The organism is Trichococcus sp. ES5 (genome assembly GCF_900067165.1).
Classification (GTDB): domain Bacteria; phylum Bacillota; class Bacilli; order Lactobacillales; family Aerococcaceae; genus Trichococcus; species Trichococcus flocculiformis.
Map to the genome: position 1 here is coordinate 85255 of NZ_FJND01000011.1, position 11899 is coordinate 97153.

General features: G+C 48.3%; 14 protein-coding genes, 8 tRNA genes and 2 riboswitches. All 22 genes read right to left on the reverse strand.

The genetic code is table 11. The features are described from left to right. Positions 1–145 precede the first annotated feature (145 nt). The 22 genes from dhaM to TES5_RS09745 all read right to left on the reverse strand — a co-directional run bounded on the left by dhaM (position 146) and on the right by TES5_RS09745 (position 11896). Entirely contained in the window at positions 146–520 is a 375-nt protein-coding gene (gene dhaM, locus TES5_RS09640) for a dihydroxyacetone kinase phosphoryl donor subunit DhaM (protein WP_068561662.1), read from the reverse strand. Next, positions 513–1100, reverse strand: coding sequence for a dihydroxyacetone kinase subunit DhaL (gene dhaL, locus TES5_RS09645; protein WP_068561663.1), 588 nt, complete (start codon positions 1098–1100; stop codon positions 513–515). Before dhaL ends, dhaM begins: the two co-directional genes overlap by 8 nt. 125 nt (positions 1101–1225) lie before the next feature. After that, entirely contained in the window at positions 1226–1933 is a 708-nt protein-coding gene (gene nagB / locus TES5_RS09650) for a glucosamine-6-phosphate deaminase (RefSeq protein ID WP_068561664.1), read from the reverse strand. 10 nt (positions 1934–1943) lie between these two features. Continuing rightward, positions 1944–3089, reverse strand: a complete 1146-nt coding sequence (gene nagA / locus TES5_RS09655) for an N-acetylglucosamine-6-phosphate deacetylase (protein WP_068561665.1) — start codon at positions 3087–3089, stop codon at positions 1944–1946. Between the two features lie 70 nt (positions 3090–3159). Further along, positions 3160–3975 carry a MurR/RpiR family transcriptional regulator gene (locus TES5_RS09660; protein WP_068561666.1) on the reverse strand — a complete coding sequence of 272 codons (816 nt, stop codon included), beginning with the start codon at positions 3973–3975 and terminating at the stop codon, positions 3160–3162. 217 nt (positions 3976–4192) lie between these two features. Then, positions 4193–4684 carry an energy coupling factor transporter S component ThiW gene (thiW, locus tag TES5_RS09665; protein WP_068561667.1) on the reverse strand — a complete coding sequence of 164 codons (492 nt, stop codon included), beginning with the start codon at positions 4682–4684 and terminating at the stop codon, positions 4193–4195. Between the two features lie 131 nt (positions 4685–4815). Beyond that, positions 4816–4917, reverse strand: a riboswitch (TPP riboswitch). Between the two features lie 62 nt (positions 4918–4979). After that, positions 4980–5082, reverse strand: a riboswitch (TPP riboswitch). Positions 5083–5118: 36 nt separating this feature from the next. Then, on the reverse strand, positions 5119–6102 hold the full coding sequence (locus TES5_RS09670; RefSeq protein ID WP_068561668.1) for a zinc-binding dehydrogenase: 984 nt from the start codon (positions 6100–6102) through the stop codon (positions 5119–5121). 23 nt (positions 6103–6125) lie between these two features. After that, complete coding sequence (locus TES5_RS09675) at positions 6126–7001, reverse strand: DUF5131 family protein (protein WP_068561669.1); 876 nt, start codon at positions 6999–7001, stop codon at positions 6126–6128. A gap of 21 nt (positions 7002–7022) precedes the next feature. Further along, positions 7023–7646, reverse strand: coding sequence for an ABC transporter permease (locus TES5_RS09680; RefSeq protein WP_068561670.1), 624 nt, complete (start codon positions 7644–7646; stop codon positions 7023–7025). Beyond that, positions 7643–8416 (reverse strand): ABC transporter ATP-binding protein, encoded by a 774-nt coding sequence (locus TES5_RS09685; RefSeq protein WP_068561671.1) that lies wholly within the window; start codon positions 8414–8416, stop codon positions 7643–7645. The genes TES5_RS09680 and TES5_RS09685 overlap by 4 nt, the downstream gene beginning before the upstream one ends. Before the next feature lie 17 nt (positions 8417–8433). Further along, positions 8434–9342: a glycine betaine ABC transporter substrate-binding protein gene (locus tag TES5_RS15580; RefSeq protein ID WP_068561672.1), complete on the reverse strand. Its 909-nt coding sequence runs from the start codon at positions 9340–9342 to the stop codon at positions 8434–8436. After that, positions 9343–9972 (reverse strand): ABC transporter permease, encoded by a 630-nt coding sequence (locus TES5_RS15585; RefSeq protein ID WP_068561673.1) that lies wholly within the window; start codon positions 9970–9972, stop codon positions 9343–9345. Between the two features lie 13 nt (positions 9973–9985). After that, complete coding sequence (locus TES5_RS09700) at positions 9986–10276, reverse strand: hypothetical protein (protein ID WP_143148215.1); 291 nt, start codon at positions 10274–10276, stop codon at positions 9986–9988. 397 nt (positions 10277–10673) lie between these two features. After that, positions 10674–11012 carry a winged helix-turn-helix transcriptional regulator gene (locus tag TES5_RS09705; RefSeq protein WP_068561675.1) on the reverse strand — a complete coding sequence of 113 codons (339 nt, stop codon included), beginning with the start codon at positions 11010–11012 and terminating at the stop codon, positions 10674–10676. 160 nt (positions 11013–11172) lie between these two features. Further along, positions 11173–11256: transfer RNA gene (locus TES5_RS09710), tRNA-Leu, on the reverse strand. A 39-nt stretch (positions 11257–11295) separates the two neighbouring features. Then, a tRNA-Cys gene (locus tag TES5_RS09715) sits at positions 11296–11366 on the reverse strand. Positions 11367–11398: 32 nt separating this feature from the next. Then, a tRNA-Gln gene (locus TES5_RS09720) sits at positions 11399–11470 on the reverse strand. 8 nt (positions 11471–11478) lie between these two features. Further along, a tRNA-His gene (locus TES5_RS09725) sits at positions 11479–11551 on the reverse strand. Positions 11552–11562: 11 nt separating this feature from the next. Then, positions 11563–11643, reverse strand: a tRNA-Tyr gene (locus TES5_RS09730). A 14-nt stretch (positions 11644–11657) separates the two neighbouring features. Beyond that, a tRNA-Phe gene (locus TES5_RS09735) sits at positions 11658–11730 on the reverse strand. An 18-nt stretch (positions 11731–11748) separates the two neighbouring features. Further along, positions 11749–11821 (reverse strand) — tRNA-Asp (locus TES5_RS09740). Positions 11822–11823: 2 nt separating this feature from the next. After that, positions 11824–11896, reverse strand: a tRNA-Val gene (locus TES5_RS09745). Positions 11897–11899: the final 3 nt, after the last annotated feature.

The window sequence follows — 11899 nt, forward strand, 5'->3', positions numbered from 1 at the left end:
CCGATATTTCAATCTGTAGATAAAAAATACGAGAAAGAATATAGAAACAATACACCTTCAATAGGGGGAAACCGTAAATAAAAAAGACTGCACCTTGGCAGTCTTTTTCTTAATTGTGTTTGTCACTACAATTTTGCTCAGTGTTTCATTTTACGTACAATTCCTGCAACTGCTCACAGATTTTTTCATAGGGCGTATCCGCCTGCAGCAAAGCTGCTGTCAGATAGGCGCCCTCCACAAATGCCGCATCGCAAATGATTAGGTTTTTTTCGGTCATTTCACTTACCAACTCAAGATTCATCTTGGCGCTGCCCAGATCATAAAAAGCAAATATTTCAGGCTCCTCCATTTCATTGAGCACTGCTATGACTTTATCAAAACTCGTGCCGATGCCGCCGCCTTCCGCTCCGCCGACCGCTTTCACGGTGACGTCCTTTGCTACCTGTTTCAGCAATCTGGTCAGCCCGTCAGCGAGCTCCGCAACATGTGAAACCAATAAGATGCCGTACTGTTCACTCATCGTACACACCCGCTTCCAGCATGGCCTCAAAGAAATAACCGCAGGAGGCTGCACCTGGATCGATATGGCCATTCAGTTGTTCCGACACATAGACCGCGCGTCCCTTTTTCGCCTGGAAATCCTTCGTGCTTGTGACATATTCATTGATTTTTTCCAACGTCAGACGCTTATTCCGGATGTCTTCCATGACCGGAATCCAAACATCAACTAAGGTCTTTTCCTTCAGTTCCGTAGGGCCGAACGTTTGGATGCCTTCAAGCCCGCTTGTCAGGCTGTCCATCAGATCGTTATCTTCTTGAAAAGCCTCCGACATATGCAGAAAGATTTGCCCATAAAGGAGTCCGGCTGCCCCGCCCGTTTTCTGGACGAAGGACATCCCGGCCATTTTGAACAGATCTGACACCCCTGCCTGAAGCCCTTCCGCTAACTTTGCCTTCAGGTCTTTGGCACCCCGAAGCATATTGGCCCCGTGATCGCCGTCACCGATGGATTCATCCAGCATGTTCAGATACTTCTCATTTTTTTCCAGCTTTTCGATGAACAAGCTCAGCCATGCTCCGGCTGTCTCAACAGTCAACATTTCCATCACCGCCTTGGATTCCTGAATCACATGCTTTACATGCTATCTCTGCTTCCATTGTAAACGTTTTAATCCAAAACGACAATCAGGAGACTTTTGGGAATAGACTGCAGATTACCGACTCACTATTTTTTGCTGAGCATTTGTGCAGCTGCTTCATCGAGTATCACGGTCACATGCTTGTGGGTCTGCAGAATACTCGCCGGCAAGTCTTCTGTGATTGGACCTTCCAGCGCGGCTTTGACGGCAGCGACTTTTTCTTTTCCGAAAGCCATCAGGATGATCTTTCTTGAAGAGAGGATCGATTGGATCCCCATCGAATAGGCAAACCGCGGGACATCCTTCTCATCCGCAAAGTAACGTTTATTGGAATCAATCGTGGATTGCCATAGTGCCACTTTCTGGGTACGGGAATCAAAAGATGTGCCCGGCTCGTTAAAACCGATATGCCCGTTCGTGCCGATGCCGAGAATCTGCACATCGATCGGATTCGCGGCGATGATTTCTTCGAATTGCGCGCATTCTTCCGTTTCATCCGCCAATCCGTCCAGCAGATAGTTTTTCTTGAACGGTTTTGCATCGAACAAATGCTTATGCATGAAATAGTGATAACTCTGCGGATTGTCTTCGGAAAGACCCATATATTCGTCCAGATTGATCGATGTCATCCCCGAAAAATCAAGATCACTTTCCCGCATGATCCGGTACAGCCTCTCCGGCGTGCTGCCGGTTGCCAACCCGAGCACTTTCGCACCTCTTTCCATTTCCTCGCGGATTTTTTCGAATGCGTAACGGCTTGCCTCTTCAGGAGTCGCTTTAATGATTATTTCCATGATCTGTAACCTACTTTCTGTTATTTTTGTATACTGTCTGTCCATAACTGATTGTCCGCTCGACCGCAAATGACTCCGAAAGCAGGACCATATCGGCATCTTTTCCAGGAGCGATGCCCCCTTTTCGCACCAAATCGAATTCACGGGCCTGATTGACTGAGCTCATCTTTACCGCATCCAAGATGCTGCAGCCGGTGAAGGCGATGATGTTCCTGAAAGCCTCCTGAAATCCCAGCACGCTTCCTGCCAAATTTCCGCTTTCCAGACGGGCTTGTCCTTCTTTGACGATGACTTTCTGTCCGCCCAATTCACTGATGCCGTCGCCCATCCCTTTGGCACGCATGGCATCGGTAATCAATTCGATGCGGTCTGCGCCTTTTTGTTTGAAGGCGATCTTGACCATTTCCGGATCGATATGCAGGCCATCGACAATCATTTCCGCATAGATGTCATCCTCCAGGAACGCATGTCCGGTCACACCCGGTTCACGATGATGGAGTCCCCTTTGCGCATTGAAGAGATGGGTGACATGCGCTGCCTTGGATTTTCTCAGCTGGCTGCGAAGAGCATCCGAATGCCCGACCGAAAGCACGATGCGGTTATCGAGACAATACTTTTCGAATGCCGTCGCATCAGTGGTCTCCGGCGCATAGGTTACCAAACGGATCAAGCCGCCGCTCAAGTCCTGCCACTTGCGCATCAAAGCAGCATCCGGCAGTTTGATGTGTTCTTCCGGTTGCGCTCCCTTAAATACTGCGGAAATGAACGGCCCTTCGAGGTGGATGCCTTGGATGACCGGATTTTTTTCCGCGGCCTTGCGGATGCCGACCAAAGCCTTTTCGATATTTTCTGTCGATTGCGTCATCGTCGTCGGAAAATAACTGGTGATCCCTTCCCGGTGCATCGCCGCAATCATCCGGTTGATGCCCTCCGCATCACCGTCCATGTTATCCACACCATATCCGCCATGGCTGTGGACATCAATGAAGCCCGGCACCAGCCTGATTCCGGTTGCGTCAATCACTTCCTCGCCAGATTCGGGAACGTATTCCGACATATTCCCGACTGCGCTGATTTCTTTTCCGAACCGGATATACCCATCGGAGATGACTGTTTCCCCTGTATAAACTTCTGCATGGATGATCACTTTTTTCATTTGCGTTCCCCTCTTCGATCCTGAACTTTATTTTCACTGTGCACCTGCATGACTCAGCCGCCACATCCCACTATTCCGATTTTTTCGAATAACCTTGCACATTTTTTCTCGTCAGATCCATGTTGTATTTGAAATTCTCATCCTGCACCAAGAAGGTCGAAATCACATCGATCAGATACATCATCCCGAACTGTGTGTTGACGAACACCGTGTTGTTGACGAAACGCGAGTGGTAACCGAAGCAAGTGACGTCCGCCAGTTTCGTCAGGGAACTGTTTTTGAAGCTCGTCAGGGCGATGATCTTCGCTTTTTTCTTCTTGGCGATCTCCAGTGATGCTATCAGTTCCGGCGTTTCGCCTGAATTTGAAATGGCAATCACCAATTCGTCCTCCTTGATGATCGAACTGTTGATGATCATCAGGTGGGAATCCGTAACCCCCGTGGCATTCAGACCCATGCGGATCAAGCGTTGCGCCAATTCGGCGGCCGTGAACCCGGAACTGCCGATGCCGTAGATGACTGTTTTGTTTGCATTTTTGATCCAATCGACAACCGTTTCGATTGCCTGATCCTCGATCATCTGATTGGTTTCATCGATGACTTGCGTATAATAGCCATAAATATCGTCATAGACAGTCGGCATTTCTTTCAAAGGATGCTCGCTTGCCAATGAACGCAGCGCAATCTTCATATCCACAAACCCATCGATGTTGATGCGTTTACAGAAACGGGTGATGCTGGACGTCGAGGTCTCCACCTTCGCCGCCAAATCCTTGATGTTCATATTTTTGATGGATGCTTTATTCTGCAGAATGTAATCCGCAATTTTTTTCTCGTTCGCGGAAAAAGCGGAATACTGATTTTGGATCTCTTCGATGATTGTCATTTTTCGTTGCCTCCTCCTGTTTTGCGCAGCCGCCAAAAGCGCTTTACGCATTTCTTGACTTCGCCTTTTCCCCTTCGCTGATAGAATAACACATGAAAATAGTTTTTTCAATTATTATTTTATGAAAATAATTTTCTTAACTATTTCTATTGGAGACACTTTTAGACAGCAGAAAGCCGCCCTCTTCCGAGAGCGGCTTCCTGCTTATGCGGATGTTTTAAATTCTGTTCCGATCCAACACGCTTCTTTTTTCCATTTCCAGGATGATGAAATAAGCCATCCCGGCTCCGATGGCGGAGCTGATTGCGAAGCTCGGAAGGAAGAGCATCAATGCTGCTTCCATGCCCATAAAGAGCTGCGCCAGCAAAGTGCTCACCAGCGAGCCCAGGATTCCGGTGCCTATCCATTCACCCAGCGCCGCGTAACCGATCTTTTGCGTTCTGGCATAAAACAGACCTGCGCAAACAGCTCCGATCATGCTGCCAGGAAAGGCAAATATGGTTCCCGTTCCCAGCAAGTTGCGCAGCACGGAAACGCCGAAGGCCTGCAGGACGGCGTACCCGGGTCCTAACCAGACAGCGGTCAGTACATTCAGCAGATGCTGCATCGGTGCTACCTTTGCAATGCCGATCGGGATGACGAAGATGCTGTTGCTGACCACCCCCATGGCAATGATCAAGGCAGTGGTGACTAATTTTTTTGTGTTCATAAGATTTTCCCCTTTTCAGTTTGATTCATTCCTTTTGAAGCCTGATCTATGCGAACCGTTTCCCCTCCTCCCGGATTTTAACGAAAATAAAAAGACACCTCCCCTGAGATGTCTTGGATATACGTACGGACTCCAGACCGAGCTCAGTTCCCTCCGCCAGTACGAACTGGATCAGGTTTGAAGGGTTCCGACAGTTTCGGTCTCAGCGCTCGCGCGCACCCCTACTGAAAATAAAAAACGCTATATGATCTGATGCGAAAATCAGAAAATATAACGTTTTGATGTCTATTATGCGAATAGTCAAACGCCACATTCCCTCCGCTAGTATGAACTAGATCAGGTACAAAGAGTTCCGGCAATGCCGGTCTCAGCGCAATAGCGCACCCCCAGTGTTTCTCATTTGATTCTAACCAATAATCCGCGGAAACGCAACCCTATTCTGAAGCTTTCTCTCCCGCAGCGCTCGGATCCAACACAATGGCTTTTCCGAAACTGTCCTGGCTCTGCAAAAAGGCATGGGCTTGGGCAACCTCTTCGAGCGGGAAGACTCGCTCGGGATCCACAGCAATGCCTTTTTCTTCAATGTACTCCAGCAGTTCATTCACCTTCTCGCCGGAGACGTCACTCGAATGGAAAGTAGTCAAGTAGCTGTTATGCTTCAATTCCATGATGGGATCGAAATCCTCCAGGAACCATTTCCCGCCCAGTTGACCGGTGCTGCAGACAACGCCGCCTTCCCGGATATGGGAAAGGCTGTCCTTGATCGTCGCAGGGCCGATCAATTCCAGAATTTTGTCGAAAGTCTCTTCCGTTTCCAACACGCCGTTGCGGTCTTCGACGTAGTCGGTGAAGCCGGCTTCTTTCAATCTCTCACCCTTTTCGGCTTTCCGCGTGCTCCCATAAATCCGGATATCCGGGAATTGGGCTTTGACCAACTTGGCAAAGGCAACCCCGACACCGCTCGTTGCCCCCCGAACCAAAACCTGATCGGATGCTTGGATCCGCAGATTCTTCATGGAACCGAAAGCCGTATAGTAGGTTTCCGGAAGGGCCGCCAATTGGGACCAAGGCAAATTGGTGTGGACTGGATAGATTTGGTCATCCGGCAACAGGGCATATTCCGCATAACTCCCGTCGAAGGCTCTCCCCATTTCCCCCATGATCGACACCACTTTTTGACCGAGCGGCAATTTTTCTTCGTCGCTCGAACGCTCCACTATCCCTACGCATTCAATCCCTAAAATGCGGGGAAATTTGACCGAGGGGGATTTCCCCTCCCGCGTAAAGATTTCCGAATGGTTGATGCCGAAGCCCATGACCTTCACGAGAGACCAGCCTTCCCGGATTTCCGGAAGCGGAACTTCCTGATGCACCAGTTTTTCCGGTCCGCCCGCTTCATGCACTACGACTGCCTTCATTTCTCCGACTTCCTTTCTTATTTTCATAGCGACAGCATGCAGCTGGGTATTCCCGATTGCGTACCGCAAAATTTCTTGTAGGCATAGGAGTCGCACAAAGTCACGGCATCTGTTTGAAAAAGCGGCACCGATTCGCCCTGGGCAACCTCCGTCAGTTGAACCGAAACCGCACGCCCTTCATAAGACAGGCCGGATTTCTTTGCCTGCTCCTGCTGCTTTCTTTTGTCCAAAATTTCATACTTCCGTCCGTTCTTCACAAAATGATTCCCGGTTTCGATGAATTCGAAGTTCACATGCTGGTCCACGCAATCTTGGTGCATCCTGTGCACCCATTCATAATGGCATTCCCTTGCCCCATCATAGTTTTCCCCGCCAACGATGACGCGTTCGATTTTTCCGGACGACAAATGCTTCGTCAAGTCGATTTCGCCGATCAACGGTGCGGCCATGATGCCTCGGTGTTTGAAAGGCAGATCCAGGAGTACCGGGATCCGCCTATCGGCCATCTTTTGGTTTTCGGCAGAGACATTCATCCACACGTTTTCCCAACCGTCTCCCCAATTTTCAGGAAGGCAATCTTTCACGCGTTCGATTCTTTTCGTCAACAAGTAGAACAGCACGTCCGAACGCTTCTCAATCATCTTCCAGACTTCCCCGCGCCACTCGTCCGCTTCCTCAAGAAAGAAGTCAGAAGTCATGCAGACGCGTATCGTGGAACCAGGAGGTATGACAAAGTCGCCGCGCCGGTTTCTTTTCAACGGTCGATCGAAGCTGCTCTGGACTTTATAAATCAGCGCGCCATCTTTTCCTCGTTGACTATCCAAATGAAACATATAACAATTTTGGCATCCCGGGCTGACCTTTTTGCAGCCGTGCAACGGGTTCCAGATATCACTCAAGCGACCACTCCTTTGAAAAGATCAGGCAAATCTCCGTCGCAACGCGTTCTCAAGTAAGTACAGGATGACATTGACAAGCAGACACAACAACATCGACAGCACAGTACCCCACAACAGTTTTACGACGCTGAATGTCCGCAAGCCATCGAAAAGGACAGTTCCCAACCCGCCCGCATTGATCGTTGCGGCGATGGTTGCGATGCCGATTGTGGAGGTCGCAGCGATCCGTATCCCTGCGATGATTGATGACATTGCCAACGGCAGTTGGATTTTCCGGAACATTTGATTCCTCGTCATGCCCATCCCTACAGCGGCTTCGATGATTGTCGGATCGATCTCCTTGATCCCTGCGGAAAAACTGCGCAACAGGACATATTGGCAATAAATCACCAATACGATGATGGCCGTGTTCCTTCCCAGTCCCGTCAACGGAATCAAGATGGCAAATAGAGCAAGACTCGGGATCGAATAAAGCAAAGAGGTCAGATAGATCAAGCCGTTCATCACGCGTTCCTGATGCATGCAGGCCAGGATTATGCCACTAGCGATGAGGATGGCGATCGTCAGCGTCGTCCCCACTAATTCGATATGCTGCATCGTGGCAAGCAACAGTTTTTCATGGTAAGTATTCCAGTATGCAATCATTTCAGCTCACTCCAAAATGCCTCTTGTTCCTTTACGGTGGCAATCAAATTTGCGACAAACTCCGTTTTCGGATTGCGCATGATTTCCCTCGGTGCATCAAATTGACAAATCTTGCCTTTGTCCATTACCAGCACTCTCGTCCCCAGCTTGAACGCCTCATTGATGTCGTGGGTGACCAGCACAAAGGTTTTGTCTCCCAATTCTTTGTGGATCTTTTGCAGTTCATTCTGCAGTTGTAGGCGCGTGATCGCATCGACCGCTCCAAATGGTTCATCCAGCAGCATCACTTTCGGATTGGCGGCAAGCGCCCTCGCAACGCCGATACGCTGTTGCTGACCGCCGGATAATTGTTTCGGCTTTCTGTCGGCAAACACATTCGGATCCAGTTGGACAAGCTCCAGCAATTCTTTGACGCGGGCTTGGATTTCCTTCTTGTCCCACTTCAGCAGTTCCGGGACTGTCGCGATGTTTTGGGCAACGGTCATGTGCGGAAACAGACCGATTTGTTGGACGACATAACCGATTTTCCGTCTAAGATCCACTTCGTTCATTCCGCTGATGTCCTCTCCGAAGAAGGTTATGTTCCCTTCATCTTCACGGATCAACCGGTTGATCATTTTTAAAGTCGTCGTTTTGCCGGAGCCGGAAGAACCCAGGACAGTGATGAACTCCCCCTCCTTAATTTCAAAAGAGATATCATCGACTGCCTTCGTGCCCCCTTCCCCGTAGAGCTTCGTCACATTTTTGAATTCTATCGCGGTTTGCTCCATGCGGCCTCAACGCCTCCTTATTTTATCGAATCAAAGTACTCTTTCGCGACCGCTTCATATTCTTGTCCATCGACGTCCACTTTAGCATTCAGATTCGTCATAGTCTCCGTATCCAAAGTACTGCTGATGTTGTTCAGAATTTCCGCAATGTCAGGATTCACTTCCAACACTTCATTTCGGATTACTGGAGCCAAGTTATAAGGCGGCCAGAATTTTTTATCATCCACCAAGACGGTAAATTCTTCTTTATTTGTCAGTTGTCCTTCTGTCGTATAGGCCGGAGCGACATCCGCTTCATCATTTTTCAAGACTTCATATTTCAAACTGTTGTCGTAGACTGTCGAACTCTTCCAATTGAATTCTCCGTATGCTTTGGTCAAACCAGGAAGGCCATCTTCCCTCAGATCGAATTCACCTTGGGATGCAAAACGCAGCTCTGAAGCATTTTCCTGCAGATCGGAAATGGTCTCAATGCCGTATTTTTCGGCTACGCTCGTTTTGATTACCAGCCCGGCGCTGTCGTTGGCTTGCGCATAATCCAACCAAGTCAGATCGAACTGCTCATCGTATTCTGCTTTGATTGTATCATAGACTTTTTGAGGGTCGGTTTCCATCTCCATTTCCAATACTACCAACAGACCTGTACCTGTATACTCCGGATAAAGATCGATTTCATCATTGGTGATCGATGTGTGGATGACCGAACTGGCGATATTCGGGATCCGTTCAACCTCATACCCGGCATCCTCCAAAGCCAATGCATAAATTTCCGAAACAACCAAGTTTTCGGTGAAGTCCTTTGAGCCCACGCGGATGGCTGTATCTTCCGTGCTGCTATCGCTTCCGCCAGTCAGGCCTGAACAACCTGAGACCATAAGTGTTACGGCCAACATTGCAATCGTACTGATGATATTTTTTCTTTTCATTTAATTGATGCTCCTTTTAATTATGTAATCAAGAAAGATGCTTGTCGTGAAGGCAATCATCGCTACCGATACTCCTCCAATGAGAAGCAAATCCATCCTGTTCAAACCCAATCCTGTAAAAATCAATGTTCCCAAACCGCCAGCCCCGATGTATGTAGCCAACGTCGCACTCGATATGATTTCCACCAACGCTAGCTTCACACCGGTCATCACAAAAGGAAAAGCCAGCGGAATCTTCACCCTTTTCAAGAGCTCCCAATCGGTCATCCCCAAACCCTTTCCCGTTTCGATCATCACAGCAGAAACTTCCAGGAATCCGACCGTTGTATTGACCAAAATCGGCGGAATTCCCAACAACACCAATGCGATCAACGCTGGAGCCCTTCCGACGCCTATGAAAGAGATCAATAAAAAGAGGACCGCCAAACTGGGGATAATCCTCAAGACTTGAGAACTGAGGGTGATCATCTGACTGAGCTTCCGGTGCTTGTGGCTGATGTATCCCAGTGGAATGCCAATCAGACATGAAATGCCGATCGCTTGGATACTCAATCCAAGGTGCTGATAAACGTAAATCAAATATTGACTAAAATTCTCTTGAAAGTATTGCAGTATGTCATCAATTAGCATGTTGGCCCTCCTTTCACTTCAAACATTGATCCGAAACGTTTGCCGCCTCGCTAAATATCTTCAAGCTGGCGGTGCCGCTGCTCGTCAAGGAATAATAGCACTGCCTGTCCCCTTCCATCTGATTGACCACAATCGTGTCCACTTGCAGTCGCCACAGACTGCTGGCCACATTTTCTTTTTTCTCGCCAGTCAAGCGGACGATATCATTGCAGCTCATGGTCGGGTAGTAAAGGAACAGGTACATAATGGCAATCTTAATGTCAGTATCAAAGATTGTTGTAAATACCAATAAAGGATCTATCATGACCTGCATTCCGCCTCCTTCAACACACGCGCACCGAAAATTACCGCTGAGCCAGCTTCTTCGCACAAGCAATATCATCATGATGGCCTTCGTGCGTGTCTGACTTGCTTAACACCTCAATGATGTTTCTCCCTTTCCATACTTATGGATGGATTTCCATACTCTTACTATATCTTTAAAGATGCCCTTACAAAAGTACGCACTTTTTTATCAGGTACTTACCTTTTTGTAAGCTACAGCTACAATGATACCTACAACAAAAAATTGTAAAAAAAATCCCTTTTGAAGCATTATAACGCTTCAAAAGGGAGTATGGAAATGATACAACTTTTGGCACCCGTATGGGATCACAGAAAAGGTCGGATTTGCAACCCGCTTTCCTACTTCCTGTGCTGGCTTATTTTTGTTCCAAGAGATTATTTTTGATATAATCCGTTCCCCAATCACTCATGCTGTTGATGATCGGTCTTAGGGAGTCACCAAGATCGGTTAATGAATATTCCACGCGGGGTGGCACTTCAGGAAATACTTCCCGTTTAACAATCCCATCAGACTCCATTTTCCGGAGATTTTCAGTCAATACTTTTTGGCTGATGCCATCAACCAATCGGTGCATTTCATTAAAACGCTTGGTTCCCGTCAATAATTCGCGCATTATCAGCAGTTTCCATTTATTTCCGATCAGATCGACGGTTGTCGCAACCGGGCAGAACGGCAATTCTTCTTTGGTCAGCATCTTTTCCACCTCATAGATAGTGAGTTTCTTTTTGTAAGTTACAACGAATTATATACTTAAAATGAAACAATTTCAAATATTCCTTTCAGTTTCGGGTGTAACTATGCAAAAAAACAGGCTTCCAACGATGATGTCATCGTCAGGAGCCTGTTTTGTGTGATACCGGCGGCCGGGGTCGAACCGGCACGCCCTTGCGGGCACTGGATTTTGAGTCCAGCGCGTCTGCCAATTCCGCCACGCCGGCATGATATGAAGAATGCAATTTTCCATCTTACTCATGGAAAGGCGGTAACCGGATTTGAACCGGTGATAGAGGTTTTGCAGACCTGTGCCTTACCACTTGGCTATACCGCCGAGATGTTGCTATTTGAAAATGTTTGAAAAAACTGGGCTAGCTGGATTCGAACCAACGAATGACAGAGTCAAAGTCTGTTGCCTTACCGCTTGGCGATAGCCCAATAAAGAGGGCGACCGATGGGAATTGAACCCACGAATGCCGGATCCACAAACCGGTGCGTTAACCACTTCGCCACGATCGCCATCATAAGAATGGAGGGAGGCAGATTCGAACTGCCGAACCCGAAAGAGCGGATTTACAGTCCGCCGCGTTTAGCCACTTCGCTATCCCTCCATCATATAAAAAAATGGTCCGAGACGGATTCGAACCGCCGACACCTTGAGCTTCAATCAAGTGCTCTACCAACTGAGCTATCAGACCAGAATAAAATTGTAAAAACGGCTCCGACGGGATTTGAACCCGCGATCTCCTGCGTGACAGGCAGGCATGTTGACCCCTACACCACGGAACCAATGGAGGTTGACGGGATCGAACCGCCGACATCCTGCTTGTAAGGCAGACGCTCTCCCAGCTGAGCTAAACCTCCAGG